Here is a 23,969-nt window from a genome sequence, read left to right as displayed (position 1 = left end):
ACGGCGTGAGCCTCGCCGACCTCTACCGCGACCTGCACTCCCATCCCGAGCTGTCGTTCCAGGAGACGCGCACTGCAGGCGTCGTCGCCGACCGGCTGCGGAGCCTCGGTGTCGAGACCACCACGGGCGTCGGAGGCACCGGCGTGGTCGGCGTGCTCCGCAACGGCGCCGGGCCCACCGTGCTGCTGCGCGCCGACATGGACGCGCTGCCGGTGCTGGAGCGCACCGGTCTGGAGTACGCGAGCACCGCCCGCGCCGTCGACCGCGACGGCCACGAGGTGCCGGTCGCCCACGCCTGCGGTCACGACGTGCACGTCGCGTGCCTGCTCGGCGCGGTGGAGGCGCTGCTCGCGCGGCGGGACACCTGGTCGGGCACGGTGCTCGCGGTGTTCCAGCCGGCCGAGGAGGTCGGCGGCGGCGCCCAGGCGATGATCGACGACGGGCTGTTCGAGCGCTTCGGCCGTCCCGACGTCGTGCTCGGGCAGCACGTGGCGCCGCTGCCCGCAGGCGTCCTCGCGGTGCGGCCGGGCCCGGCGTTCGCGGGATCCGACACCGTCCGCGTGACGCTGCACGGTGCCGGCGGCCACGGCTCCCGCCCGGAGACCACGGTGGACCCGATCGTCATGGCCGCCGCCACGGTGATGCGGCTGCAGACGATCGTGGCCCGCGAGGTGGGCGGCACCGAGACGGCCGTGCTGTCGGTGGGCACGCTGCGCGCGGGCACGAAGGAGAACATCATCCCCGACGACGCCGAGCTGGGGCTGACCGTGCGCAGCTTCGACCCGGCCGTGCGTACGCGCGTCCTCGCCGCCGTCGAGCGCATCGTGCGGGCCGAGGCGGCCGCGTCCGGGGCGGCGGAGGACCCCGACATCACCGTGCTCGACACGTTCCCGCCGCTGGTCAACGACGAGGACGCCGCCGCGCGCACCGCCGCGGCCCTGGGCGCCGTCGGGCCGGTCGTCGACCCGGGGCTGGTCACCGGCAGCGAGGACGTCGGGCTGTTCGCCACGGCGGCCGGGGTCCCGTGCGTGTACTGGCTGCTGGGCGGGGCCGACCCGGCCGCGTTCGCCGGCGCCACCAGCCGTGACGAGCTCGTCGCCGTGGTGGCGAGCCTGCCGTCCAACCACTCGCCCCTGTTCGCGCCGGTGGTGGAACCGACGCTGGCGACGGGCGTCCGGGCGCTCGTCGCTGCGGCGCAGGAGTGGCTGCCGTCTGCCGGAGCGGACCGGTAGCCGATCGGCCCCGCGCCGTACACCCCTCCCGGCACGTGTGCGGCCACCGCGACGGGTGTGCGGTCCCCGCCTCCGCCCGTCACGGCCACCACCGGCATGCTGGCGCCGTGACGAGGACGGGCCGGGGAACCGCCATCGGGGAGGGCGTGACGTGGACGGCGCGCTGGAGCCTGCGGCTGATCGCGGCCGGCGCGGGCATCGTGGTGCTGTGGCTGCTCATCGCGCAGCTGTGGTCGATCGTGTTCCCGGTGCTGCTCGCGGTGATCATCGCGACGCTCCTGTGGCCGCCGACGGCGTGGCTGCGCCGCCACCGCTTCCCGCCCGCGCTGGCCGCCGCGACGTCGCTGATCGGGGCGCTCGTGGTGGTCGGCGGGCTGGTCACGCTGGTCGGCGCGTCGGTGTCGGGAGCGATCCCGCAGATCGCGGCGAGCGTGTCGGGGGCCGTCACGGCCATCCAGCAGTGGCTCAAGGGCCCGCCGCTCAACCTGGGCCAGAGCCAGCTCGACGACGTGATCACCCAGATCACCACGCAGATCCAGCGGAGCATCTCCACCATCTCCACGAGCGTGCTGACGGGGATCTCCGGCATCGCGTCGGGCCTGGTCACGTTCGTGCTCGCGCTGGTGCTCGTGTTCCTGTTCATCAAGGACGGCCCACGGTTCCTGCCGTGGCTGCGGAAGGTGGCGGGCGACGGTGCGGGCGGGCACCTCTCCGAGGTGCTGCGCCGGATCTGGGTGACGCTGGGCAGCTTCATCCGCACCCAGGCCATCGTTAGCCTCGTCGACGCCGTGCTCATCGGCGGCGGGCTGCTGATCGTCGGGGTGCCCCTGGCGCTGCCGCTGGCCGTGCTGACGTTCCTCGGCGGCTTCATCCCGATCGTCGGCGCCGTCGTGGCCGGCGCGCTCGCGGTGCTGGTGGCGCTGGTCAGCAACGGGTTCACCGCCGCCGTCATCATCCTGGTGGTGGTGCTCGCGGTGCAGCAGATCGAGGGCAACGTGCTGCAGCCGATCCTGCAGGCCCGCAGCCTCGGGTTGCACTCGGCGGTGGTGCTGCTGGCCGTCACGGCCGGGAGCACGCTCTACGGCATCGCGGGCGCCTTCCTCTCGGTGCCGGCCGCGGCCGCCGCGGCGGTCGTCCTGCGCTACCTGGGCGAGCTGATCGACGCGCGTGCCGGGGAGGCGGCCGGCGGGCCGGTCCCCGCGGACGACGTGCCCCCGGCCGGCGCGGGACCAGTGGACGCAGGCCAGGCCGGCGCAGGTCCGACCGGTGCGGGAGCGGCCGACGCGGGAACGGCCGACGCGGTGCCGTCGGCCGACACCGGGCGTGCCGAGCAGCCGTGATCGCCGTCCCCGGTGCGGGACCTGCACCGGTGCAGCCCGCACCGCGAGCGGTGAGCACGGTCGCGGGGGAGCGCGGCTGATCACCTCGTCGCCGGGGATCGCTACGCTGCGCCCGTCGCCACCGAGGGGGTGGCCGCAGAGAGGTCCACCACGATGAGTGCAGTCGACGAGATCCTGTCCCAGATCCCGCTCCAGCAGCTGGCCGGCCAGCTCGGGGTCGACCCGCAGACGGCCGAGCAGGCCACGCGCCAGGCCCTGCCCGCGCTGCTCGGCGGCATCCAGGCCAACACCGCCGACCCGGGCGGCGCCGCGTCGTTCGCGCAGGCCGTGCAGCAGCACGACGGCGGGCTGGTGAACGGTGGCGTGGACCTCAACCAGGTCGACACGAACGTGGGCCAGCAGATCGTCGGCCACGTGTTCGGCGCCAACCAGGGCCAGGTCGTCAACCAGCTCGGGGCCATCGGCGGCGTCGGCGGTCAGGACCTGATCCAGAAGCTGCTGCCCATCCTCGCCCCGATCGTCATGTCCTACCTGGCCTCGAAGCTCATGGGCGGCGGTGGCGCGGCAGCGGCCCCGGCGGCTCCCGCGGCCGGTGGCGGCGGTATCGGTGACGTGCTCGGCGGGCTGCTGGGCAGCGTGCTGGGCGGCGGCGGGGGAGCGGCGCAGCAGGCCGGCCCCGACCTCGGCAGCCTCCTGGGCGGCCTGCTGGGCGGCGGCCGCAAGTAACCGCACGACCCCTACAGCACCACGCGCATCGGGCGGCCCCGGTCGTCGACCTCCTCGCCGATGACCTCGGCCTCCCCGCGTGCCCACCGTGCCGCCGACCAGCTCGCGGCGAGCGCGTCGAGCACGTCGTCGAGGCGGGCGCCGTCCGGCAGATCGGCCAGCGCCAGCGCCGGGTCCACCCACCGTGTGAGCGCCGCGATCCGCTGGCCCGCCCCGCGCGCCGACTTCTTCGGCGCGAAGTCCGTCTCCGGGGCCAGCGCCCGCATCACCAGCTCCGGGTGCACCTCGACGACGTGCGCGGGCAGTTCCACGGCGTCCCACTCGAGGATCTTGGGGCCGATGTGGAACGACTGCAGGCTGATCTTCCGACCGCACAGCCGCGCCGACACCGCGCAGGCCTCCGCGTGGGACGCCGCGCCCAGCACCTCACGCGGCGGCGCCGGGAACACCGACGACCGGGCCCGCCCCAGCCGCTGCGCGGTGAGATCGTCGCAGGCCCGGCGGGCGGCGCCGGTGGGCAGCCCGAGCGGGATGTCGACGCCCACCGTGGCACAGCCGGCCGTCGCCACCAGCACGGCGGCGACGTCCGGGCACACCGTCCACCTCACGGATCCGGGTCGCACCCGGGCCACCACCCAGCCGTCGGGAACCCCGTTGACCCCCGCCACGTCCGGCGTAGGGCAGGATTCCGTCCCGTGCGCGTCCACATCGGTTCCGACCACGCCGGCTTCGAGCTCAAGACCCACCTGCTGACCCACCTGGCCAGTCTGGGCCACGAGGTCGTGGACGTCGGCCCCGCCGTCTACGACGCCCAGGACGACTACCCGCCCTTCTGCATCGCCACGGGCCTGGCCGTGCTGGCCGACCCGGGCAGCCTCGGCATCGTCATCGGTGGTTCGGGCAACGGCGAGCAGATCGCCGCCAACAAGGTGCCCGGCATCCGCTGCGCGCTGGCGTGGAGCGTCGAGACGGCCACGCTCGGCCGTCAGCACAACAACGCGCAGGTCGTGGGCATCGGGGCGCGGATGCACTCGCTCGACGAGGCCGCGGAGATCGCCGCCGCGTTCGTCGCCACCCCGTTCTCCGACGAGCCGCGCCACCAGCGCCGCATTGACATCCTCGACGCCTACGAGGCCACCCACGAGGCGCCCCCGCTCCCCGCGACCTGACGCGCGGGATCCGCCCGGACACGGCAGGCTTGATCCCATGCCCGAAGGCCACACCCTGCACCGGCTCGCCCGGCAGCACCAGCGCCGGTACGCGAACAGGCAGGTGGCGGTGTCGAGCCCGCAGGGGCGCTTCGCCACCAGCGCCGAGATCGTCGACGGCCGGGTGCTGGAGCGCGCCGAGGCGCACGGCAAGCACCTGTTCCACCACTACGGCCCCGACCTGGTGGTGCACATCCACCTGGGCCTGTACGGCAAGTTCAGCGACGTCAAGCACCCCGTCGCGGAGCCCCGGGGGCTGGTGCGCCTGCGGATGGTCGGGCCCACGCACTACGCCGACCTGCGCGGCCCCACCGCGTGCGAGCTGATCACCGACCACGAGGCGGAGGCGATCCACGCGCGGCTGGGGGAGGACCCGCTGCGCAAGGACGCCGACCCCGACCGCGCCTGGGCCCGCATCTCCCGCTCCCGCGCGCCGCTCGCGACGCTGCTGATGGACCAGAAGGTGATCGCCGGGGTCGGCAACGTCTACCGCGCGGAGGCGCTGTTCCGCCACGGCCTCGACCCGCAGCTGCCGGGGAAGGCCTTGGGGCGCAAGCAGTGGGACGAGCTGTGGCTCGACCTCGTCGACCTGCTCCAGGACGGCGTCCGGCAGGGCAAGATCGAGACGTTGCGCCCCGAGCACGACCCGACGCTCCTGAAGCCGGCGGACCGGGGGGCGCTGTGCGCCCGCAAGGTCTACGCCTACCGGCGCACGGGGGAGCCGTGCATCGTCTGCGGTACGCCGATCGCGCACGACAAGCACCTGGCGCGCAACCTCTTCTGGTGCCCGACGTGCCAGCCGGCGGTGGCCCGGACCGAACGTCAGTAGAGCCACTTTGCTGGCACCAGATGACAGCAAAGCCACTTTGCTGGCACGCCATCAGGCGAGCCGCCGCACCGCGAGCGGTGCCCCGATCATCAGTGCTCCCGGTTACCACCGGAAGATCGCGATCCACCGCACGGCAGAGCCCCGGGGAGGGGAGGGCCGGAAGGTACGGCAGGCGGCGATCACTGCGAGGCGGCACACCGGAAGATCACCGCGCGTCGCACGTTCTCGCCCCGGCGAGGGCGCTCCCGTGCGGTCCGCGCCGACCCCTGGCGACGTGCGCGGCGGTCATGTGTGGCGACGTCGTGGCCAGCGGGGGTCGTGCGCGGAAATCAGGGCGGGAACACTGTTGTCCACGCACGGGCGCCGCAGGCGCACTCAGTCCCCGAACCCGCCCCCGTCGGCGTAGGCGTCGGCCACTCCCGGCATCGTGCTGAACAGCAGCGCCGGGCGCCACCACGGCTGCGAGTACCAGCCTCGCGGCACCGGCTGTCCCGCCACCATCCCGCCCGGGTGGTGGTGGCTCGTGCGCCCCGACGGGTCGGGGACGCGCTGTAGGCGGGCCCCTCCACCTCGACGTCACGGGACTCCGTCACGGCTCCGGCCTGTTGCTGACCCCACAGCGGGGGCAGGTCGGGCCGCGGGTCCGTGCCCATCGCCGTCCGCGCCGCCGAGGCGTTCCACCCAGTGGCGGGCGTCGTCGAGCTCCCGGGCGCTGCAGGCCCGGTGCTGCCGGACCAGCCACACGACGCCGGCCGCGATGGCCAGCACCACGATGATCAGCACGAATGTGCCCACGGCTCCACCGTTCCGTATCGTGCCCCGCGTGGCAGAGCCGAAGCCGATCGAGTGCTGGATGACCGACATGGACGGCGTGCTCGTCCACGAGGGCCGGATGATCCCCGGCGCGGACGCCTTCGTCGCGAAGCTGCGCGACACCGGCCGACCGTTCCTCGTCCTGACCAACAACTCCATCTACACGCCGCGGGACCTGCAGTTCCGGCTCCGCACCAGCGGCATCGACCTGCCGGAGGAGGCGATCTGGACCTCGGCGCTGGCCACCGCCACCTTCCTCGACGACCAGCGCCCCAACGGCAGCGCCTACGTGGTGGGGGAGGCGGGGTTGACCACGGCGTTGCACGAGATCGGCTACGTCCTCACCGACAACGCCCCGGACTACGTGGTGCTGGGGGAGACCCGCACCTACAGCTTCGAGGCCGTCACCACCGCGATCCGGCTGATCCGGACGGGCGCGCGGTTCGTGGCCACCAACCCCGACCCGACGGGCCCGTCCGCCGACGGGGTGCTGCCCGCCACCGGCGCGGTGGCCGCCCTGATGACGCGCGCCACCGGCGTGGAGCCCTACTACGTGGGCAAGCCCAACCCGCTGATGATGCGCGCGGCGCTCAACCGGCTGCAGGCGCACTCGGAGACCACGGTGATGATCGGCGACCGGATGGACACCGACATCGTCGCGGGCCTCGAGGCCGGCATGCGCACGGTGCTGGTGCTGACGGGGATCATGACGGCCGACGAGATCGAGCGGTTCCCCTATCGGCCGCACCGCGTGGTGGCGTCCATCGCCGATCTGGTGGACGACATCTGAGGCCCGCGCCGGACCCACGCCGACGGGCACTGGCGGCGTGGGTCCGGGGCCGGTCGAGGAGGGGGTGACCGGCCGGGGAGCGGGGTGAGCGCTGACCGCCCGGTGAGTGCGGCCCAACGACCGGACGACTCCTCACCGGAGCCGCTGATAGCGCTCTCCTGTCCCCCGCCCCCTTGCTCGCCCGGGGACGGCCCGCCGTTACGGGGCGTGGTGCACGTTGTTCGGTCACCAGGGACGGCAGCCGGTCGGAACGGGCTCAGACGCCGAAGCGGCTACGCCATGTGGTGAGCGTCCCCGACGTGCCGTCGGTGAGCGCGAGCTGCCGGACGGCGACCGCCACCGCGCCGGGAGCGCCCGGGTGATGGGCCAGCCACGCGTCGTCCGGCCCGAGGCCGTTCCGGATCCGGTGGATCACGTCGGCCTTGAGCACGCCCAGCACCGGGTCGCCGTGCGCGGCGAGCAGGGCCTGGAAGGCCTGGTGCTTCTCGTGGTCGAACGGGGTCGGACGACCGGTCCGGTCCATGGCCGGGTGGGCGGGGACGAGGACGGCGCACGGCACCCAGCCGTCGGGAACCGGGGCGGTGGCCGGGAGGGCGGGGCCGGTCCTGAGCTCGGCGAGCGGGGTGCGCAACGGCGTGCCCGCCTCGATGCGGCCCGCGACGGTCCGGGCCACCCGCGCGACGGCGTCGCTGGTCACGACGGGGGTGAGGGCGTCGGCGGCGTCGGTGGCGGTGGAGCCGCACGCGGCACGCAGGGCGGCCAGCGCGGACGGGTCGGACGTGCGGACCGCGAGCTCGGCGAAGTCCCCCGCCACGCCCAGGTCGAACAGCACGGCGGTGGCGTCCGCCGGCCGCAGGGCGCCGGTGTCGGGTCCCAGCTCGCCGATGACGTCGCGGGCGGTGCGACCGGCTGTCCGGGCCGGGAGGCAGAACGCCACGGCGTGGTCCCAGCGCAGGGGGTCGACGGTCGAGGGCGTCTCGTAGGCGATGGCGACGGTCTCGTCGGGCAGCACGATCCGGATGCCGCCGCGGTCGGTGACGGCGGTGCCCGGGCCGCGGACGACCGGCTCGTCGGAATGGCGCCCGAACCGCACGGCGACGCCGGCGGGGCCCATCGACCAGGTGGCGTCGGGATCGGCGAGCTGCGCCTCGGCGAGCCGCCGGGCCGGGCTCGTGTACGGATTGTCCGCCGTCCCCGGCGCCCACGGATCCGGTTCCGGTCCCGCCGCGTCACCACCCATCCCTGGAGCGTCGCACACCGGCCGTAAGCAGGGGAGACGCAGTTTTCTCGCCAGCGTCGACGAGAAAATGACAGGGGTGTGATTTACCGTGGTGCCATGAGGACGACAAGCACGGTCGGCTGGTGGGTCTGCCAGGGGTGTGGCGTCGACGCCGAGCTCGCGGGCGGAGACCTCACCGGGTTCGAGATGCCCTGCCCGGACTGCGGCCACGCGATGGCCGAGTGGCTCCGCTGGGACACGGCCATCCCGGGCCCCGGTCAGATCTGGGGGCGCGCCGCAGGCCGCTCCGCGGCGTAGTTCCGCGCCATCTCGGCCAGTCGCCGGATCGAGCACGGATGCTGCTCCGTGCGGGCGGAGTGGCCGCTGCACCATCCCTCGGCGTCCGGGTGGTGGTCGTGCAGGAGTGCCTCCACGAGCACGGGTGACACCGCCAACTGTTCGGCGCACCCGGTGTACAGATCATCCGCCACGGTCGGTCTCCTCTGACGCTGCGGGCCCCGACCCTCCCCTTCTACGAGTTGACGATGGGTGACGGTTCGCGCGCACAGCGAAGTTGCTCCGATCGGGCGCACCCCTTCGACCGTCAGGCCTGCCCGTCCTCGGCGATGTGGTCCAGCGCCCAGAGCGCCCACTCGTGCACGGCCTCGTACTGACGGATGCCGAACTCGCCCGCCAGCCGGCCGAACCCGGCCCGCGGCCCACCGCCGGGGGTCTCGGTGGCGACCACCGCGCGCAGTTCGGTGGCGGCCCGACCGGTGTGCTCGGCGATGCGGGTGAGCATCAACCGCTGGTCGGCCGGCTCCAGCGCGGAGAGCAGGAACATGCGCAGGACCTGCTCGTTGCGCACCGTGGCCGTCGGGTTCGGTGGCTGCAGCAGCCAGGACCGCAGCTCCTCGCGCCCCTCGTCGGTGACGTCGTAGGTCTTCGCGCCGCGCGCCCCCTCGTGCGTGACGTGCACGAGCCCGCGCGCGGCGAGCTTGCCCAGCTCGGGGTAGATGCTGGTGTGCCCGGCCTGCCAGGCGTAGCGGCCGATCTCCTGCTCGAACTCCTTCGTGAGCTCGTACCCGCTGGCGGGGGCGACGGCGAGGAGGCCGAGCAGGGCGTGGGACAGCGACATGGACCCAGGTTACATGTCACTGACAACATGTCATTCTTGACATGTTAAATACCGCCGGTCATTGTCGGGCCATGACCACGCCCCCGGCGGCGACCTGCCTCGCCGGCCACCTCGCCCCCGTCCCCGACGAGATCGACACCGTCGACCTGCCAGTCGAGGGCGCGCTGCCTCCCGAGCTCACCGGCCGCTACCTGCGCAACGGGCCCAACCCGCTCCCCGGGGCGGACCCGGGGCACTGGTTCACCGGCCATGATCACGGCTCCTGTCCCGGCCGGGCCATCGGATGGCGGCCCCTCGGGGGGCAGCAAGACGGTGCGGCTGCGCGACGGCCGCGCGGAGTGGTACCGCCGCTGGGTGCGCGGCGAGCTGGCCGGGCACCCCTTCGTCCGCCCCGACGGCACCGTCGACCGGGCCGCCGTCTCGGCCAACACCCACGTGCTCGAGCACGGCGGCCGGACCTGCGCTTCTTCGGCTACTCACCGATCGCGCCGCACCTGACCTACCACCGGCTCTCGGCGGTGAGCTCGTGGTGAGCGCCGGGATCCCGGGCGCCGGGCCGTCGAAGACGCACGACTTCGCGATCACCGACCGGCACGCGGTGTTCCTCGACCTGCCCGTGACGTTCCGGTTCGACCTGGTCAGCCAGGGCATGCCCGACGCCTGGGACGACGGCTGCGCGGCCCGCATCGGGATCATGGAACTGGACCGCCCCGGCCACGTGCGCTGGTTGGGCATCGACCCGTGCTACGTCCTCCACGTGGGCTCCGCCCACACCGACGCGCCGGGCCGGATCGTCCTCGACGGGGCCCGCTACTCCGCCGCCGACACCGTCGCGATGTGGTCGCGGCTGGGCGGCGCCACCCCGGCCACCCCGGCCACTCCGGCCGCCGACGCCGCGGCGCTCGGTGTGGCCCGCCTGCACCGGTGGACGCTCGACCCGGCCACCGGCTCCGTCACCGAGACCGCCCGCGACGACCGTCCCGTCGAGTTCCCCACGCTCGACGACCGGCTGGTCGGCCGCGCGTCGCGCTACCTCCACGCGGTCTCCGACGGCGCCGACGCACCTTCTGCCGCGGAGGCGCGAGGCATCGCTGCGATCGTCGAGTACGACGACGCGACCGGCACCGTGGACACCCACCCGCTGGACGCCGCCGCGGGCGAGGCCGTGTTCGTGCCCGCGCAGGACGGCACCGCGGAGGACGACGGCTGGCTGCTCACCATCACCACGCGGCGCGACGGCTCCGTGTCACAGCTGCTCGTGCTCGACCCAGCCGACCTCGCCGGGCCGGCGGTGGCGGCCGTGACACTGCCCCGCGGGGTGCCGGCGGGCTTCCACGGCTCCTGGATCGAGGACTGATGAACGTCGTGACGCTGCTCCGCGGCCTCGCCGTCGACGTCGGCGCGCCCGTGGTGGCCTACTACGTGCTGCACCTGCTGGGCGCGTCGGACTGGGTCGCGCTGTTCGCCTCCACGCTCGTCGCCGCCCTGCGGATCGTGTGGGTGGCGGCCCGCCGGCGTTCCCTCGACCTGTTCGCCACCGTGACGCTCGTGGTGTTCGGGCTCGGGCTGATCCTGTCGTTCGTCAGCGGGGATCCGCGGTTCCTGCTGCTCAAGGACTCGTTCGTGACGGGCGCGGTGGGCCTCACCTTCCTCGCCACGGTGCTGGTCGGGGACCGGCCGCTCACGCTCGCGGCCCGGCAGGGCTGGTCGCCCGCGGAGGCCGAGGAGCTCGGGGAGGAGTACCGCACCGACAAGGGTGTCCGGCGCGGCTACCGCTTCACCTCGACGGTGTGGGGTGTGGGGCTGCTGGCCGAGGCGGCGATCCGCGTCCCGCTGGTCTACCTGCTGCCGATCGACGGGATGGTGGGGCTGTCCACGGCAATGCTGGTGGCGGTGCTCGTCGGGCTGTCGGTCTGGACGGTGCGCTGGGCGGCCCGGGTCCGCAGGTCCAGTACGTAGTCCTGGCCCACCAGATCCACCCCGAAGCTGTGGTGGCGCTCCTCCCCGACGAGCCGGAAGCCCGCGTTGAGGTAGATGCACCGCGCGGCGGCGAGCACGTCGTTGGTCCACAGCCGGACGCCGCTGTAGCCGGCGTCCCGCGCGAAGTCGACGCAGGTGTCCACCAGACGGCGGCCCAGGCCGTGACCGCGCGCATCGGGGTGCACGAGCAGGATCCGCAGCTGGGCGGTCTGGTGGTCCGCAGGCGTGCAGAAGACGCAGCCCACCCGGCGGCCGTCGAGCTCGGCGATCCAGGCGCCCGCCCGCCCGTCGTCGTCGCGGCCGGCGTGGTCGGCCACGATCCGCGCTACCAGCGTCTCGAACGACGCGTCCCACCCGAACTCCCCGGTGTAGAGCTCGCCGTGGGCCATCACCACCCAGCCCAGGTCGCCGGGTCGTCCCAACGGCCGGATCACCACTTCGGACACGATGCCTCCGCCACTGAAACGAGTGTTTCAGTGATACTGACCCGGTGACCGAACCCGCGCAACCCCCGTCGGCCCGGCGCGAGGAGCTGCTGGGCCTCGCCTACGCCCACGTGCTGCGGCACGGCCTCTCCGGGATGTCGCTGCGCCCGCTGGCCGAGGCGATCGGTTCCAGCCCGCGCGTGCTGATCTACCTCTTCGGGTCCAAGGACGGCCTCGTCCGGGCCCTGCTCGGCCGGGCGAGGGCCGACGAGCTCGCGGTCCTGCCCGACGTCGGGCACGGGCCGGTTGCGGTGGGCCGGATCTGGGACTGGCTCTCGGCGCCGGAGCACCGCGCGCTGCTGACGCTCTGGGTGGAGTCCTACGCCCGCTCGCTCGTCGAACCCGACGGGCCGTGGGCCGGCTTCGCCGAGGCCACGGTGCGGGACTGGCTCGCCGTGCTGGGCGGGGCCACCGGGTCCCTCGCCGTGCTCCGCGGCGCCCTGCTCGACCTCCTGGCCACCGGCGACGTCGAGCGCACCACGGCCGCGGTCCGCGCCCACGTCCGCACCCTCACGGCGGCCGCGGACGACCGTGAGGCGGACGGGTCGCGACCGTAACGGGCCGACAACCCGGCGGTCACGCTTCCCACCGACGCTGGTCCGCGATGGCTGCCACCCACTGCCCCTACTGCTCGCTGCAGTGCGGCATCCACCTCACCCCGGCGCTGGAGCTGACCGGGCGGGAGGACTTCCCCGTCAACCGCGGCGGCCTGTGCATGAAGGGCGTCCGCGCGGCGGAGCTGATCACCCATCCCGAGCGCCTCACCACCCCGCTGGCCCGCGACCGCCCCGGCCTCCCGCTCCGCCCCGTGACCTGGGACGACGCGCTCGACCGCGTGACGGCGGCGATCACCCGGGCCCAGGCCGCGCACGGCCGCGACGCCGTCGGCTGCTTCGGCGGGGGCGGGCTGACCAACGAGAAGGCCTACCAGTTCGGCAAGTTCGCCCGGGTCGCGCTGCGTACCGCGATGATCGACTACAACGGCCGGTTCTGCATGTCGTCCGCCGCGGCGGCGGCCAACCGCGCGTTCGGCATCGACCGCGGCCTGCCCTTCCCGCTGTCCGACGTCGCCGACGCCGACGTGGTGCTGCTCGTCGGCAGCAACCCGGCCGACACGATGCCGCCCGCGATGCGGTGGTTCGAGGCCGGCCGCGAGCGCGGGGCCCGGCACATCGTCGTGGACCCCCGCGAGACCGCGACGGCGAAACCGGCCCACCGCCACCTTCAGCCCGTGCCCGGCACCGACCTCGCACTGGCCAACGGGATGCTGCACATCGCGATCCGCGACGGCCTCGTCGACCACGACTACATCGAGCGCCGCACCACCGGCTGGGACGCCGTGCGCCGGTCGGTGCGCGCCGACTGGCCCGACCGCACCGAGCGCGTCACCGGCGTCCCCGTCGCCGACCTGACGGCCACCGTGCACGACCTGGCCACGGCGCGGAACGCCATGATCCTCACCGCACGCGGCGCCGAGCAGCACGCCGACGGCACCGCGACGGCCACCGCGTGGATCAACCTCGGCCTCGCGCTGGGCCTGCCCGGCCGGGGGCGGGGGAGCGGCGTCGCCACCGTCACCGGGCAGGGCAACGGGCAGGGCGGCCGCGAGCACGGGCAGAAGGCCGACCAGCTCCCCGGCTACCGGCCGCTCGCCGACCCGGCCGCCCGCGCGCACGTCGCAGGCGTGTGGGGGATCGACCCGGACGAGCTTCCGGCGCCCGGCGTCTCGGCCTACGAGCTGCTCGACCGCCTCGGCACCGACGGCGGGGTGCGGGTGCTGCTGCTCGCGGCGTCGAACCCGGTGGTGTCGGCACCCGACGCCCGCCACGTCGCGGAACGGCTGGGCGCGCTCGACCTTCTGGTGGTCACCGACTTCTTCCTCTCCGAGTCCGCCCGGCTGGCCGACGTCGTGCTGCCCACCACCCAGTTCGCGGAGGAGGAGGGCACGCTGACGAACCTGGAGGGACGGGTGGTGCGCCGTCGTCGGGTCCTGGACCCGCCGCCGGGCGTGCGCTCGGAGCTGCAGATCTGGCACGAGCTCGCCGCTCGCCTGGGCCGCGGGAAGCACTTCCCGACCGACCCGCGAGTGGTCTACGACGAGCTGCGCCGGGCCAGCGCGGGCGGCGTCGCCGACTACGGCGGCATCAGCTGGGAGCGCCTCGACGCCGGCGAGGAGCTGTTCTGGCCCTGCCCCGACGAGACCCACCCCGGTTCGCCGCGGCTGTTCACCGACACGTTCCCGACGCCCGACGGGCGCGCGCGGTTCGTCGCCGTCGCGCACCGCAGCGTCACCGAGCGGCTGGACCGCCGCTACCCGTACCTGCTGACGACCGGGCGCTCGCGCACGCACTACCAGTCGGGCACCCAGACCCGGCGCAACGAGACGCTGCTCGCCGCCGAGCCCGTCGCCTACGCCGAGCTGCACCCGCTGCTGGCGGCCGAGATCGGCGTCGCCGACGGGGACGCGCTGCGGCTCACCACGCGCCGCGGCAGCGTCGTCGCCACCGCCCGGCTGACCGACGGCATCCGCCCCGACACGGTGTTCCTGCCCTTCCACTGGGCCCGGGTCAACGACCTCACCAGCGCGCGGCTGGACCCGACGTCGCGGATGCCGGAGTTCAAGTCCTGCGCCGTCGCGCTGGCCCCCGTCCGCGCGCGTTCCACCGTCCCCGATCTCGAGGAGAACCGCCGATGATCAGCAAACCCGCGTTCCTGCAGGGGATCTTCCCGATCGAGGGCTCCGGCGTGGACAAGCCCGTGCTGCTGCACCCGGACCTGACCTACACGGTGCCCCCGGGCGTCACGGCCCAGCCGCTGTACTTCCGCGGCGGCAACGGCACCGACGAGCTGGTCACGGTGCTGCTGGCCCGCGACGGCGCGCCGATGCGCTACTTCCCGATCGGCGCCCGCGCGAGCACGCACGTCGCGCTGGCCGTCGTCGAGGACCTGGAGGACGGCTCGGTGCTGGAGGTGCACCTCGCCGCGCGGGAGGGCCTGACCGGCACCATCGTGATCGATCTCGGACTGGTGGAGGTCTGACGTGGACGACCTGGTGGTGATCGGCAACGGCATGGCGGGGGCCCGCGCGGTGGAGGAGATCCTGGCGCGCGGCGGGAGCGGGCAGTTCCGGATCACGATGTTCGGCGACGAGCCCTACGGCAACTACAACCGGATCATGCTCAGCCACGTCCTCGCCGGTGAGGGCAGCGACGAGATCTACCTCAACCCGCTCGAGTGGTACGCCGAGAACGACATCACCCTGCACTCCGGCGTCCGGGTCGTGCGGGTGGACCGCTTCGCGCGCAAGGTGTTCGCCGACGACGGCACCGTCCTGTCCTACGACAAGCTGATCATCGCAACGGGCAGTCGCACGTTCTTCCCGCCGATGGACGGCATGTGGGTCGACGACCGCACGCTCACCCCCGGCGTCTTCGGCTTCCGCACGATGGACGACACCACCGCGATGCTCGACTACGCCCGCGACCACCACTCCGCCGTCGTCATCGGCGGCGGACTGCTGGGGCTGGAGGCGGCCTACGGGCTGCAGCAGCACGGGCTCGCGGTGCACGTCGTGCAGGGCGGGCCGGTGCTCATGAACCAGCAGCTCGACGAGGAGGCGGGCGCCATCCTGCGCCGCGTCCTGGAGACGAAGCTCGGGATCCAGGTGCACACCGGGCAGCGGCCGTCGGCGGTGCGCAGTACGGGATCGGTGGCGGGCGTGGTGCTGGGCGACGGTTCCACCATCGACGCCGACATGGTCGTGGTCACCGCCGGCATCCGCCCCAACGTCGGGCTCGGGGTGGTCTCCGGGCTCACCGTCGAGCGCGCGATCGTCGTCGACGACCAGATGCGGAGCGTCGACGACCCCGACATCTACGTCGTCGGGGAGTGCGCTCAGCACCGCGGGCAGGTCTACGGACTCGTCGCGCCGCTGTGGGAGCAGGCCGCCGTGCTGGCCGACCACATCACCGGCACCGACGTCGAGGCCGCCTACCACGGCTCCCGCAACGCCACGAAGCTCAAGGTCGCGGGCGTGGACGTCGCCACGATGGGGATCATGCGCCCCGAGCGCGAGGACGACGAGTTCGTGCGGTTCTCCGAGCCCCGGCGCGGCGTCTACAAGTCGGTGGTGGTGCGCGACGGCAAGCTGGTCGGCGCCACCCTGCTCGGCGACGTCGAGAAGGTCGCGTTCCTGACGCAGAGCTTCGACCGCGGCCTGCCGCTGCCCGACGAGCGCGTGGAGCTGCTGTTCACCCTCGCCGGGCCGTCGGAGGCCGAGGGTGCCGCCGAGATGGACGACGCGGTGCAGGTCTGCAACTGCAACGGTGTCAGCAAGGGCGCGCTGGTCTCCTGCGTGGCGAACGGGACCCGCTCGGTGACCGGCGTGATGGCCGCGACCCGCGCGGGGAAGGGCTGCGGGTCGTGCACGTCGCTCGTCACGCAGATCGTCGAGTGGGCGGCCGACGGGCAGGTGGAGGTCGACGAGAGCGCGGGCTGGTACGTGCCGTCGATCCCCCTTCCCAAGGCCGAGCTGATCGAAGCGGTGCGTGCGCAGGGCCTCCGCTCGGTGTCGCAGGTGTTCGCCGCGCTGGCCCCCGACGGCGAGCACGCCCCGTCCAAGATGCCCCTGGCCTCGCTGCTCAAGGTCGTCTGGGCCGGCGAGTTCGTCGACGAGAAGGACGCCCGCTTCATCAACGACCGCGTGCACGCCAACATCCAGCGCGACGGCACGTTCTCCGTCGTCCCGCGGATGGCCGGCGGTGTCACGACGTCGGCCGAGCTGCGTCGCATCGCCGACGTCGCCGACAAGTTCCAGATCCCCGTGATCAAGGTGACCGGCGGGCAGCGGATCGACCTGCTCGGCGTCCGCAAGGAGGACCTGCCCGCCGTCTGGGAGGACCTCGACATGCCCTCGGGCTACGCCTACGGCAAGTCGATGCGCACCGTGAAGACGTGCGTGGGCACCGACTTCTGCCGCTACGGCCTCGGCGACTCCACCCAGCTCGGCGTCGACATCGAGGAGCGCTTCTCCGGCCTGGAGAGCCCCGCGAAGATGAAGCTCGCCGTGTCGGGCTGCCCGCGCAACTGCGCGGAGTCGATGGTGAAGGACATCGGGATCGTCGCGGTCGGCGACAACCGCTGGGAGATCTACATCGGTGGCGCGGCCGGGGCGTCGGTCCGCCGGGGCGACGTGCTCGCCACCGTCGACGGCCGGGACGAGGCCGTGCGGCTGACCGGGGTCTTCGTGCAGTACTACCGCGAGAACGCGAAGTGGCTGGAGCGCACCTACGACTTCGTGCCGCGGGTGGGTCTCGACGAGCTGCGGGCGCTGCTCGTCGACGACCGCGACGGCCTCGTGGCCGGGCTCGAGGAACGGATCCAGACCGCCGTCGACGCCTACGTCGACCCGTGGACCGAGGGCCGCGCACCCGCCACCCCCGGCCAGTTCTCCGACGCCCTGCCGCTGATCCCGCTGCCGATCGTGCCGGTCCGCGACGGCACGTCCTCGACGAACGGAGCGATGGCATGAGGCTGGGACCGGTCGACGCCATCCCCCTCGGCGAGGGCCGGGCGTTCGCGGTCGACGGCGAGCAGGTGGCCGTGTTCCGGTTGCGCGACGGCACCCTGCGCGCCACCCAGGCCCGCTGCCCGCACGCCGGCGGCCCCCTCGCCGACGGCCAGCTCGACCCGAGGTCGATCGTCTGTCCCCTGCACGCCCGCGCGTTCTCCTTCGCCGACGGATCCTGCGCCGAGGGCGGGAAGATCACGGTTCACGCCGTGCGGGAGGAGGGCGGCGCGATCGTGCTGGAGTCCTAGGATCCCGGCATGCGGGCGCCCCTGACCACGCGGCTGCGCGCCGCCTACGACAAGCACGTCGGCCCGGCCGAGCGCCCGCCGCTCGTTGCGTGGCTGGGGTTCGGGGTCACGTTCGGCATCACGCGCGCCGTCACCACGTGGCTGCACGACGGCCACGGCCCCGCCGCCGGGGGCATGGTCGTGGGCGGGCGGCACCTGCACCACTACAACATCGGGATCCTGCTGCTCGCGCTGGTCGGGGGCGTGGGCCTGCGCCCCGGCCCGCTGCGCGACCGCCCCGTCATGGCGGCCGCCTACGGCACCGGCTCGGCCCTGATCGTCGACGAGGCGGCCCTGCTCGTCGACCTCCAGGACGTCTACTGGGCCAACGACGGCCGCAAGAGCGTCGACGCGGCGGTCGGGGTGATCGCGCTCGGCGGCGTCTTCTTCGCGGCGGTGCCGTTCTGGAGGGCCGTGGCGCGCGAGCTCACCCGCCCGTCTGGATGACCGACAGGATGTTGCCCGCCGGGTCGGTGAACCACGCGATCGGCGGCCCGTACGTCCGTTGCACGCCCCGCTCGTCGGTGTAGTCGTTCACCGTGAACACCACGCCGCGGGCGGTGAGCGCGTCCACCGCCGCGTCGACGTCCGGCACGGGGAAGTTCAGGATCGTGAACGCGGCCGGGACGTGGGCGGAGTTCGGGTAGACGATCGTGTCGCGGTCCCCCGCGAGGTGCAGCGTCAGCCGTCCCTCGGCCTCCGTGACGCGCAGGCCCAGCGTGTCGGCGTAGAACGTCCGGGCCGCGGCGATGTCGTCCACGGAGAACCCGCTGAACGCCTTCGAGTGCTCGAGCATGACCCACCCTCTCAGTTCGCGACGTGCAGGAACGACCAGCGGTGGCCGTCGATGTCGAGGAACGCGCGCATGTACATGACGCCCATGTCCTGCCGTCCGGCGTCCTTGCCGCCCGCGGCGACGGCGCGGTCCACCAGGTCGTCGACCTCCTCGCGGCTCACGGCGCTCAGCCCCACGGAGACCTCCTTCGTCGACGGGTCGGCGACGGGCCCGCCGGTGAACCGCTCGAAGTAGGCCGTCTTCTGCAGCATGACCAGCGCGCCGGTGCCGAGCACCAGGCACGCGGTGTTCTCGTCCCGCACCCGGGCGTCGAACGCGAACCCGAGCGCGGTGAAGAACGCGGTGGCGGCGTCGAGATCCCGTACGGGAAGGCTGATGTAGGCGGTGCGGTCCATGATGACTCCTCCGGTGTCGGTGCTGGCAGGGGAGACGTAGGAGCCGGATCGACGTTCTCGACATGCCCCGCGGAGGAATCGTGAAGTTTCTCGTCCTGATCTACGACAACCCCGCCTCGCGCGAGGTCTTCCTGAGCCTGCCCGCCGAGCGGCGCGCCGCCGGCCTCGCCGCCTACCGCGCGCTCGACGAGGAGCTCGACGCCACCGGCGAGAAGATCGTCTCCAGCCCGCTGGCCTACCCGGAGCACACCGTCCAGGTGCGCGTCGCCGACGGTGCCACGATGACCACCGACGGGCCGTTCGCCGAGGTCAAGGAACAGCTGGCCGGCTTCTACCTGCTGGAGTGCGACTCGCAGCAGCGCGCCGTGGAGATCGCCGCGAAGGTGCCCGAGGCGTCGTTCGGCGTCGTGGAGGTGCGGCCGCTGATGGACCTGTCCGCGTTCGAGGGATGACTCGGTCCAGCGGGGAACTCGATGGTCTCCTGCGCGAGCTCGCGCCCCAGGTGCTCGCCGCCGTCGTCCGCCACCACGGCGGCTTCGACGAGTGCGAGGACGCGGTGCAGGAGGCGCTGCTCGCCGCGTCGCAGCAGTGGCCGCGCAACGGGGTGCCCGACAACCCCCGCGCCTGGTTGATCACCGTCGCGTCCCGGCGGCGGACGGAGACGTGGCGCAGCGACACGGCGCGCCGTCGCCGCGAGGAGGCCTTCCGGCCCGAGGCGGCGCCGGTCCCCGACACCGACGACACCCTCACGCTGCTCGTGCTGTGCTGCCACCCGTCGCTCACACGCGCGTCACAGGTGGCGCTGACGCTGCGCGCGGTCGGCGGCCTGACCACCGCCGAGATCGCCCGCGCCTACCTCGTGCCCGAGGCGACGATCGCGCAGCGGATCAGCCGGGCCAAGGCGCGGATCCGGGGCGTCGCCTTCGCGGCCTCGCCGGACGCGGTCGGCGCCGTCCTCCAGGTGCTCTACCTGATCTTCAACGAGGGCTACACCGCCGGCTCCGGCGAGGCGCTGCACCGGGTGGAGCTGACGGCGGAGGCGATCCGTCTGGCCCGGCTGCTGCGTCGCACGCTGCCCGAGGACGGCGAGGTGGCCGGCCTGCTGGCGCTCATGCTGCTCACCGACGCGCGGCGCCCCGCGCGCACCCTCGCCGACGGCTCGCTCGTCCCGTTGGAGGAGCAGGACCGCACCCGCTGGGACACCGTCATGATCGCCGAGGGCACGTCGTTGATCACCACGACGTTGGCCCGCGCCCCGATCGGGCCCTACCAGTTGCAGGCCGTGATCGCCGCCGTGCACGCCGAGGCGGGCCGGGCGCAGGACACCGACTGGGCGCAGATCCTGGCGCTCTACGACCTCCTGGCGTCCCTCACCCCCGGCCCGATGGTCACGTTGAACCGCGCCGTCGCCGTGGCGATGGTGCACGGCCCGTCCGCCGGGCTGGCCGAGCTGGACGGCGTCGACCTCGGCGGTCACCACCGCGTCGACGCCGTCCGCGCACACCTGCTGGAGCGGGCCGGCGACCTCGACGCGGCGCGCGCCGCCTACCGGCTGGCCGCGCGCGGGACGTCGAGCCTGCCCGAGCGGCACTACCTCGAGAGCCGCGCGCGCCGGTTGTAAACCCGAGCTTGACAGAACTGCTTGTAAAGCTAGCCTTGACACGTGCCGTCCTTCGAAGCCGCCGTGGCCGATCTCGACCGAGCGGTGCGCGGGCTGGCCGCCGGCGTCGACCTCGCCGGCGCGGACCTCCCCGGTGACGGGCAGGCCGCGGCGTTCGCCCGGATCCACGACGCCCTGGAGGTGCGCCGGCGGGCCGACCGCGTACTCGCGGCCGCCGTCGACGCGGCCCGGGAGGCCGACGGCACATGGCAGCAGATCGGTGACGCCCTCGGCACCACGCGGCAGGCCGCGTTCCAGCGCTTCGGACGACCGATCGATCCGAGGACGGGGAAGCAGATGGACCGGGCCACACTGGACGGCGCCGATGCAGGGGCCGTCGAGATCTTCACAGCGCTCGCCGCGGGCGGGTGGGACGCGGTGTTCCGGCGGTTCGACGCGACGATGGCCGCGGCGCTGCCCGCCGCGAAACTGGCGGACACCTGGGCCACGGTGGTGGACACCGTCGGCGCCTACGAGGGGCCGGGCGAGCCGTTCGTGCGGCGGCAGGGCGACCACACGGTCGTCGACGTGCCCCTGGCGTTCGAGGCGGGCGACCTGACCGGCCGCGTCGCGTTCGCGGCCGACGGCCAGGTCGCGGGCCTGTTCGTGCTCAACCCCGAGGCGGCGGCACGATGAAGCCGTGCGCGGATAACAGAGTGTTCCCGCCCGGATTTCCGCGCACGAGCGGGTCGACGCGCCGGCCGTCGTCACCTTCCTGGTCGTCACGTCGGGCGCCGCCTGGCTGATCACCTCGCCGCTGCGGTTCAGCGGCCTCGGCCTGCGTACGCCCGGCGCCGGCGTGATCCTCGTGGCGATGATGCTGGCGCCGACGCTCGGCACGCTGGCCGTCGTCGGGGTGCTGCGCCGCCGCCCGGGCACGTTGCGCTTCACCGGCGTCACGTCCGAGCGCGGGGTCCGGTCGTGGCTCCCGTGGGCGGTGCTCGCGTGGCTCGGGCCGATCGTGCTGGTCGGGCTCTCGCTGGTGCTCGGCGCGGCCGTCGGTGTCTTCCACGCGGATCTCGTGAGCTTCTCCGCGTTCCGGGAGGTGCTGGGCGGTCGCTCGGCCATCCCGGTCCAGACCCTCGTGCTGATCCAGATCGCCGAGGTCCTGGTGGTCGGCTGGATCAACGTGATCCCGGCGCTCGCCGAGGAGTGGGGCGGCGTGGCTGGCTGCTGCCGCTGGGGCGCTGGCCCGCGATCCTGCTGGTCGGGGTCGTATGGGGCACGCGCCGATCGTGCTGCTCGGCTACAGCTTCCCGCTCGAACCGGCCCCGCTGCGGGTGCTGCTGATGGTCGGCTTCTGCGTCGCGACGGGAGCCTGCTCGGCTGGCTGCGGCTGCGCTCGGACAGCGTCTGGCCCTGCGCGATCGGCCACGGTTTCGTCAACGCCGCAGCCGGCCTGCCGATCGTGCTCGCGGCGGCGGGCCACCCGATCGACAACGCCACCACCGGCCTGCCCGGCTGGACCGGCTGGGTGGTGATGGAGCTCGCGCTGGGCGTCGCGGCGCTCGTGCCGCGCCAGACCGTCCTCACTGGACGGTAAGGAAAGCCTGCGCCGTAACGCAGGGAGCCCTGACGCCGGCGCGAGCGCACGACCACGCCCCGGTCGTGATGCTGGTCCCCACGCAGCCAGCGTGCCCAGCCTCACGATCGGAGCCTCCGATGTCCCTCCCCACGAAGATCGCCCGCACCGCCCTCGCCGCAGGCCTGGCGGCGGCCGCCATGATCGGTTTCGCCGTGGCGCCCGCGCAGGCCGCCACGCCCACGTACTACGAGCTGGTCGGTCTGGGCAGCACCAAGTGCCTCGACGTGAAGGCCGAGGACGGCGGCGGCAACGGCTCCCGCGTCCAGACCTGGCAGTGCTTCGGCTCTGCCAACCAGCGGTGGGCCATCCACCGGGTCGGGACGACGAGCACCGGTGCCCCCTACTTCCAGATCGTCAGCAAGGCGCCCGGGGGCCTGTGCATGGAGGTGCGGAACTCGTCGTTCTCCGACGGGGCGCAGGTGGACGTGGTGGGCTGCTCGCAGGACGGCAACCAGTTCTGGCGGTGGGGCAGCGGCAACATCGGCTACAGCCTGCCGTTGATCTCGCTGAACAGCGGCAAGTGCCTCGACGTCAGCGGGAACTCCACCGCCAACGGGGCCAAGGTGCAGCAGTGGACGTGCAACGGCACCACGGCGCAGTACTTCAAGACGGTCCAGTGACCCCGACGTCCGGGGACGTCACGTGGTCGGGGTGACCGGATTTGAACCGGCGGCCCCTCGCTCCCAAAGCGAGTGCGCTACCAAGCTGCGCTACACCCCGTCGGCCGCAGTCTAGGGCCTGGCGCGAACGAGATGTGAACGCGGAAGGCCCGGTGCCCGTAGAGACGGACATACCGGACCTTCGAGAGGATCTCCGTGCGCCGCACGACCCGCAGCATCGCCGTGGCCGCCCTGACGGTGGCCACCGTCGGCCTCGTCGCCGCCCGCGTCCGCCCAGACTACCCCGAACGCCGAAGTGGCCGAGCCCGCCCCGTTCACCAGCATGTTCACCGCCATGGGGACGCCGGACCTGGTGCTCGACGCCGACAGCGTCCCCACGCCCGGCGAGCCCGGCGCCACCGGCACGTCCAACTACCGGATCAACAGCACCGACGACATCATCTGCTACGACATCACCCTGCCCGGGGTCACCCGCCGTTCCAGAGCCCCGCGCGCACGGCCACGCACATCCACGAGGGGGCCGTCGGCCAAGCCGGCCCGCCGCGCCTGGCGTTCCCGAACCCGGAAGGGAGCGGCGACACATGGGCGGGGTCGAGGTGCCGCCCGCGCCGGTCCGCGGAACGCGCGGCGTGCTGGTCGGGGTCTGGACGGCCGCGGTCGTGAGCGGGTGTGCGACCGTTCCGGCTTCCGCCGTCGCGGTGGCGCCCGTCCCGTCCGCGGTGGGTACCTGCCTGGTACGCACGGCCCACCACATCCGCCGCCTCCACTGTCGGAGGTGCATGCGCACGGGGAGGCGGGAGCGTTCAGCGGGTCCGGTAGGCTAACCCTGCACCGGGTGACCGGGGCATGCGGGCGTAGCTCAATGGTAGAGCCCTAGTCTTCCAAACTAGCTACGCGGGTTCGATTCCCGTCGCCCGCTCCACCTCTGACCAGGGGAAACTCTGGCAGCAAGATCACTGAGTCAGCTCGCGTGGCATCACATGTGGTGCGAGTCGTGGTTACAGTGCCCTCGTGACCGGTCGTCCAGGCACGGGACGGGCCCGCGCCCGCGGCGGAATCGAGACGCTGCGGAGCGGGGCTCTTCGTGTGCGCGTGTACGCCGGCGTCGACCCGTTCACGGGCAAGCGGCACTACCTGACCGAGACGGTCGCCGCCGGCCGCAACGCGTGGAACGAGGCCGAGGCCATCCGCGCCCGCCTCCTCCAGGAGGTTGCGGAGCGTCGGGCCCCACGCACCAACGCGACCGTCGACGAGCTGCTCGACAAGTACCTCGACGGGTTCGGACCTGACTCGTGCC

At 73.5% G+C, this 23,969-nt stretch carries 29 protein-coding genes, 2 tRNA genes and 3 pseudogenes; 24 read left to right on the top strand and 10 right to left on the bottom strand.

The window, feature by feature from the left end; all coding sequences use genetic code 11:
* The first annotated feature begins 5 nt into the window (after positions 1–5).
* The 3 genes from BGP03_RS29570 to BGP03_RS29560 all read left to right on the top strand — a co-directional run bounded on the left by BGP03_RS29570 (position 6) and on the right by BGP03_RS29560 (position 3,298).
* Positions 6–1,232, top strand: a complete 1,227-nt coding sequence (locus BGP03_RS29570; protein WP_298798183.1) for an amidohydrolase — start codon at positions 6–8, stop codon at positions 1,230–1,232.
* A gap of 107 nt (positions 1,233–1,339) precedes the next feature.
* Positions 1,340–2,572, top strand: coding sequence for an AI-2E family transporter (locus BGP03_RS29565; protein ID WP_296372332.1), 1,233 nt, complete (start codon positions 1,340–1,342; stop codon positions 2,570–2,572).
* 153 nt (positions 2,573–2,725) lie between these two features.
* Positions 2,726–3,298, top strand: coding sequence for a DUF937 domain-containing protein (locus BGP03_RS29560; protein ID WP_296372334.1), 573 nt, complete (start codon positions 2,726–2,728; stop codon positions 3,296–3,298).
* Between the two features lie 11 nt (positions 3,299–3,309).
* Here BGP03_RS29560 and BGP03_RS29555 read toward each other — a convergent pair whose 3' ends face one another.
* Positions 3,310–3,966: a DUF429 domain-containing protein gene (locus BGP03_RS29555; protein WP_299738290.1), complete on the bottom strand. Its 657-nt coding sequence runs from the start codon at positions 3,964–3,966 to the stop codon at positions 3,310–3,312.
* A 27-nt stretch (positions 3,967–3,993) separates the two neighbouring features.
* Between BGP03_RS29555 and BGP03_RS29550 the strand changes: the two genes are divergently transcribed.
* A complete protein-coding gene (locus tag BGP03_RS29550) occupies positions 3,994–4,467 on the top strand; it encodes a ribose-5-phosphate isomerase (RefSeq protein ID WP_298798185.1) in 474 nt (157 codons plus the stop codon).
* Between the two features lie 37 nt (positions 4,468–4,504).
* The gene (locus BGP03_RS29545; RefSeq protein ID WP_298798187.1) at positions 4,505–5,335 is read left to right on the top strand and encodes a DNA-formamidopyrimidine glycosylase family protein; all 831 of its coding nucleotides are present in this window, start codon (positions 4,505–4,507) and stop codon (positions 5,333–5,335) included.
* Between the two features lie 375 nt (positions 5,336–5,710).
* On the opposite strand, the gene BGP03_RS36110 is transcribed toward BGP03_RS29545, so the two are convergent.
* Both BGP03_RS36110 and BGP03_RS29535 read right to left on the bottom strand, forming a co-directional pair.
* On the bottom strand, positions 5,711–5,836 hold the full coding sequence (locus tag BGP03_RS36110; protein WP_363094716.1) for a hypothetical protein: 126 nt from the start codon (positions 5,834–5,836) through the stop codon (positions 5,711–5,713).
* A 75-nt stretch (positions 5,837–5,911) separates the two neighbouring features.
* A complete protein-coding gene (locus BGP03_RS29535) occupies positions 5,912–6,130 on the bottom strand; it encodes a hypothetical protein (protein WP_298798190.1) in 219 nt (72 codons plus the stop codon).
* A 58-nt stretch (positions 6,131–6,188) separates the two neighbouring features.
* On the opposite strand from BGP03_RS29535, the gene BGP03_RS29530 reads away from it, so the two are divergent.
* The gene (locus tag BGP03_RS29530) at positions 6,189–6,938 is read left to right on the top strand and encodes an HAD-IIA family hydrolase (protein ID WP_298798214.1); all 750 of its coding nucleotides are present in this window, start codon (positions 6,189–6,191) and stop codon (positions 6,936–6,938) included.
* Between the two features lie 256 nt (positions 6,939–7,194).
* Here the strand turns inward: BGP03_RS29530 and BGP03_RS29525 are convergent, their stop codons facing one another.
* Entirely contained in the window at positions 7,195–8,178 is a 984-nt protein-coding gene (locus BGP03_RS29525; protein WP_296372346.1) for a hypothetical protein, read from the bottom strand.
* Positions 8,179–8,274: 96 nt separating this feature from the next.
* Here BGP03_RS29525 and BGP03_RS29520 point away from each other — a divergent pair, with 96 nt between their 5' ends.
* Positions 8,275–8,475: a hypothetical protein gene (locus BGP03_RS29520; RefSeq protein ID WP_296372348.1), complete on the top strand. Its 201-nt coding sequence runs from the start codon at positions 8,275–8,277 to the stop codon at positions 8,473–8,475.
* Here the strand turns inward: BGP03_RS29520 and BGP03_RS29515 are convergent.
* Together BGP03_RS29515 and BGP03_RS29510 are read right to left on the bottom strand one after the other, a co-directional pair.
* On the bottom strand, positions 8,436–8,648 hold the full coding sequence (locus tag BGP03_RS29515; protein WP_296372350.1) for a hypothetical protein: 213 nt from the start codon (positions 8,646–8,648) through the stop codon (positions 8,436–8,438). The genes BGP03_RS29520 and BGP03_RS29515 overlap by 40 nt on opposite strands.
* Before the next feature lie 113 nt (positions 8,649–8,761).
* On the bottom strand, positions 8,762–9,295 hold the full coding sequence (locus BGP03_RS29510; protein ID WP_296372352.1) for a PadR family transcriptional regulator: 534 nt from the start codon (positions 9,293–9,295) through the stop codon (positions 8,762–8,764).
* 41 nt (positions 9,296–9,336) lie between these two features.
* Here BGP03_RS29510 and BGP03_RS29505 point away from each other — a divergent pair.
* From BGP03_RS29505 to BGP03_RS29490, 4 genes and pseudogenes are all read left to right on the top strand, one after another.
* Positions 9,337–9,486: pseudogene (locus BGP03_RS29505) on the top strand (hypothetical protein); the annotation flags it as partial.
* A gap of 58 nt (positions 9,487–9,544) precedes the next feature.
* Positions 9,545–9,793: a hypothetical protein gene (locus BGP03_RS29500; protein WP_298798218.1), complete on the top strand. Its 249-nt coding sequence runs from the start codon at positions 9,545–9,547 to the stop codon at positions 9,791–9,793.
* A gap of 31 nt (positions 9,794–9,824) precedes the next feature.
* A complete protein-coding gene (locus BGP03_RS29495; RefSeq protein ID WP_298798191.1) occupies positions 9,825–10,652 on the top strand; it encodes a carotenoid oxygenase family protein in 828 nt (275 codons plus the stop codon).
* Positions 10,652–11,158 (top strand): annotated as a pseudogene (locus tag BGP03_RS29490) (VC0807 family protein); the annotation flags it as partial. The gene BGP03_RS29495 and the pseudogene BGP03_RS29490, both read left to right, overlap by 1 nt.
* Here the strand turns inward: BGP03_RS29490 and BGP03_RS29485 are convergent.
* Positions 11,134–11,721, bottom strand: a complete 588-nt coding sequence (locus tag BGP03_RS29485; RefSeq protein WP_296372357.1) for a GNAT family N-acetyltransferase — start codon at positions 11,719–11,721, stop codon at positions 11,134–11,136. The pseudogene BGP03_RS29490 and the gene BGP03_RS29485 sit on opposite strands and share 25 nt — an antisense overlap.
* 44 nt (positions 11,722–11,765) lie before the next feature.
* Here BGP03_RS29485 and BGP03_RS29480 point away from each other — a divergent pair, with 44 nt between their 5' ends.
* Genes BGP03_RS29480 through BGP03_RS29455 form a run of 6 tightly spaced genes read left to right on the top strand, consistent with a single transcriptional unit; the run spans position 11,766 to position 18,063 of the window.
* The gene (locus tag BGP03_RS29480) at positions 11,766–12,317 is read left to right on the top strand and encodes a TetR family transcriptional regulator (RefSeq protein ID WP_298798193.1); all 552 of its coding nucleotides are present in this window, start codon (positions 11,766–11,768) and stop codon (positions 12,315–12,317) included.
* Positions 12,318–12,364: 47 nt separating this feature from the next.
* Positions 12,365–14,455, top strand: a complete 2,091-nt coding sequence (locus BGP03_RS29475; RefSeq protein WP_296372359.1) for a molybdopterin oxidoreductase family protein — start codon at positions 12,365–12,367, stop codon at positions 14,453–14,455.
* The gene (locus BGP03_RS29470) at positions 14,452–14,799 is read left to right on the top strand and encodes a molybdopterin oxidoreductase (protein WP_298798195.1); all 348 of its coding nucleotides are present in this window, start codon (positions 14,452–14,454) and stop codon (positions 14,797–14,799) included. Before BGP03_RS29475 ends, BGP03_RS29470 begins: the two co-directional genes overlap by 4 nt.
* Position 14,800: 1 nt before the next feature.
* The gene (gene nirB / locus BGP03_RS29465) at positions 14,801–17,290 is read left to right on the top strand and encodes a nitrite reductase large subunit NirB (protein ID WP_296372363.1); all 2,490 of its coding nucleotides are present in this window, start codon (positions 14,801–14,803) and stop codon (positions 17,288–17,290) included.
* On the top strand, positions 17,287–17,577 hold the full coding sequence (locus tag BGP03_RS29460) for a Rieske (2Fe-2S) protein (protein WP_296372365.1): 291 nt from the start codon (positions 17,287–17,289) through the stop codon (positions 17,575–17,577). The genes nirB and BGP03_RS29460 overlap by 4 nt, the downstream gene beginning before the upstream one ends.
* A gap of 9 nt (positions 17,578–17,586) precedes the next feature.
* Entirely contained in the window at positions 17,587–18,063 is a 477-nt protein-coding gene (locus BGP03_RS29455; RefSeq protein WP_296372367.1) for a hypothetical protein, read from the top strand.
* Here the strand turns inward: BGP03_RS29455 and BGP03_RS29450 are convergent.
* The gene (locus BGP03_RS29450) at positions 18,044–18,412 is read right to left on the bottom strand and encodes a VOC family protein (protein WP_296372368.1); all 369 of its coding nucleotides are present in this window, start codon (positions 18,410–18,412) and stop codon (positions 18,044–18,046) included. The two genes, BGP03_RS29455 and BGP03_RS29450, sit on opposite strands and share 20 nt — an antisense overlap.
* Before the next feature lie 11 nt (positions 18,413–18,423).
* Positions 18,424–18,807 carry a VOC family protein gene (locus tag BGP03_RS29445; protein WP_296372372.1) on the bottom strand — a complete coding sequence of 128 codons (384 nt, stop codon included), beginning with the start codon at positions 18,805–18,807 and terminating at the stop codon, positions 18,424–18,426.
* A gap of 80 nt (positions 18,808–18,887) precedes the next feature.
* Here BGP03_RS29445 and BGP03_RS29440 point away from each other — a divergent pair, with 80 nt between their 5' ends.
* From BGP03_RS29440 to BGP03_RS29420, 5 genes are all read left to right on the top strand, one after another.
* On the top strand, positions 18,888–19,259 hold the full coding sequence (locus BGP03_RS29440; protein ID WP_296372374.1) for a YciI family protein: 372 nt from the start codon (positions 18,888–18,890) through the stop codon (positions 19,257–19,259).
* On the top strand, positions 19,256–20,428 hold the full coding sequence (locus BGP03_RS29435; RefSeq protein ID WP_298798198.1) for a DUF6596 domain-containing protein: 1,173 nt from the start codon (positions 19,256–19,258) through the stop codon (positions 20,426–20,428). Before BGP03_RS29440 ends, BGP03_RS29435 begins: the two co-directional genes overlap by 4 nt.
* 42 nt (positions 20,429–20,470) lie before the next feature.
* Positions 20,471–21,103: a DUF3887 domain-containing protein gene (locus BGP03_RS29430; protein ID WP_298798200.1), complete on the top strand. Its 633-nt coding sequence runs from the start codon at positions 20,471–20,473 to the stop codon at positions 21,101–21,103.
* Positions 21,104–21,281: 178 nt separating this feature from the next.
* The gene (locus BGP03_RS29425; RefSeq protein ID WP_298798202.1) at positions 21,282–22,010 is read left to right on the top strand and encodes a hypothetical protein; all 729 of its coding nucleotides are present in this window, start codon (positions 21,282–21,284) and stop codon (positions 22,008–22,010) included.
* 119 nt (positions 22,011–22,129) lie between these two features.
* Positions 22,130–22,672: an RICIN domain-containing protein gene (locus BGP03_RS29420; RefSeq protein ID WP_296372381.1), complete on the top strand. Its 543-nt coding sequence runs from the start codon at positions 22,130–22,132 to the stop codon at positions 22,670–22,672.
* A 23-nt stretch (positions 22,673–22,695) separates the two neighbouring features.
* On the opposite strand, the gene BGP03_RS29415 is transcribed toward BGP03_RS29420, so the two are convergent.
* Positions 22,696–22,772 (bottom strand) — tRNA-Pro (locus tag BGP03_RS29415).
* Between the two features lie 748 nt (positions 22,773–23,520).
* Here BGP03_RS29415 and BGP03_RS29410 point away from each other — a divergent pair.
* A tRNA-Gly gene (locus BGP03_RS29410) sits at positions 23,521–23,594 on the top strand.
* A gap of 89 nt (positions 23,595–23,683) precedes the next feature.
* A pseudogene (locus BGP03_RS29405) lies at positions 23,684–23,969 on the top strand (hypothetical protein); the annotation flags it as partial.

This window comes from Pseudonocardia sp. 73-21, assembly GCF_001899645.1.
Lineage (GTDB): Bacteria > Actinomycetota > Actinomycetes > Mycobacteriales > Pseudonocardiaceae > Pseudonocardia.
This window is presented reverse-complemented; position numbering and strand designations above follow the sequence as displayed.

Bases quoted from the DNA above. Each gene is read 5' to 3' on its own strand.
- BGP03_RS29560 (WP_296372334.1), top strand. From the start codon at position 2,726: ATGAGTGCAGTCGACGAGATCCTGTCCCAGATCCCGCTCCAGCAGCTG.
- BGP03_RS29545 (WP_298798187.1), top strand. From the start codon at position 4,505: ATGCCCGAAGGCCACACCCTGCACCGGCTCGCCCGGCAGCACCAGCGC.
- BGP03_RS36110 (WP_363094716.1), bottom strand. From the start codon at position 5,836: ATGGTGGCGGGACAGCCGGTGCCGCGAGGCTGGTACTCGCAGCCGTGG.
- BGP03_RS29530 (WP_298798214.1), top strand. From the start codon at position 6,189: ATGACCGACATGGACGGCGTGCTCGTCCACGAGGGCCGGATGATCCCC.
- BGP03_RS29525 (WP_296372346.1), bottom strand. From the start codon at position 8,178: ATGGGTGGTGACGCGGCGGGACCGGAACCGGATCCGTGGGCGCCGGGG.
- BGP03_RS29520 (WP_296372348.1), top strand. From the start codon at position 8,275: ATGAGGACGACAAGCACGGTCGGCTGGTGGGTCTGCCAGGGGTGTGGC.
- BGP03_RS29510 (WP_296372352.1), bottom strand. From the start codon at position 9,295: ATGTCGCTGTCCCACGCCCTGCTCGGCCTCCTCGCCGTCGCCCCCGCC.
- BGP03_RS29500 (WP_298798218.1), top strand. From the start codon at position 9,545: ATGATCACGGCTCCTGTCCCGGCCGGGCCATCGGATGGCGGCCCCTCG.
- BGP03_RS29475 (WP_296372359.1), top strand. From the start codon at position 12,365: ATGGCTGCCACCCACTGCCCCTACTGCTCGCTGCAGTGCGGCATCCAC.
- BGP03_RS29470 (WP_298798195.1), top strand. From the start codon at position 14,452: ATGATCAGCAAACCCGCGTTCCTGCAGGGGATCTTCCCGATCGAGGGC.
- BGP03_RS29460 (WP_296372365.1), top strand. From the start codon at position 17,287: ATGAGGCTGGGACCGGTCGACGCCATCCCCCTCGGCGAGGGCCGGGCG.
- BGP03_RS29455 (WP_296372367.1), top strand. From the start codon at position 17,587: ATGCGGGCGCCCCTGACCACGCGGCTGCGCGCCGCCTACGACAAGCAC.
- BGP03_RS29450 (WP_296372368.1), bottom strand. From the start codon at position 18,412: ATGCTCGAGCACTCGAAGGCGTTCAGCGGGTTCTCCGTGGACGACATC.
- BGP03_RS29445 (WP_296372372.1), bottom strand. From the start codon at position 18,807: ATGGACCGCACCGCCTACATCAGCCTTCCCGTACGGGATCTCGACGCC.
- BGP03_RS29435 (WP_298798198.1), top strand. From the start codon at position 19,256: ATGACTCGGTCCAGCGGGGAACTCGATGGTCTCCTGCGCGAGCTCGCG.
- BGP03_RS29425 (WP_298798202.1), top strand. From the start codon at position 21,282: ATGATGCTGGCGCCGACGCTCGGCACGCTGGCCGTCGTCGGGGTGCTG.
- BGP03_RS29420 (WP_296372381.1), top strand. From the start codon at position 22,130: ATGTCCCTCCCCACGAAGATCGCCCGCACCGCCCTCGCCGCAGGCCTG.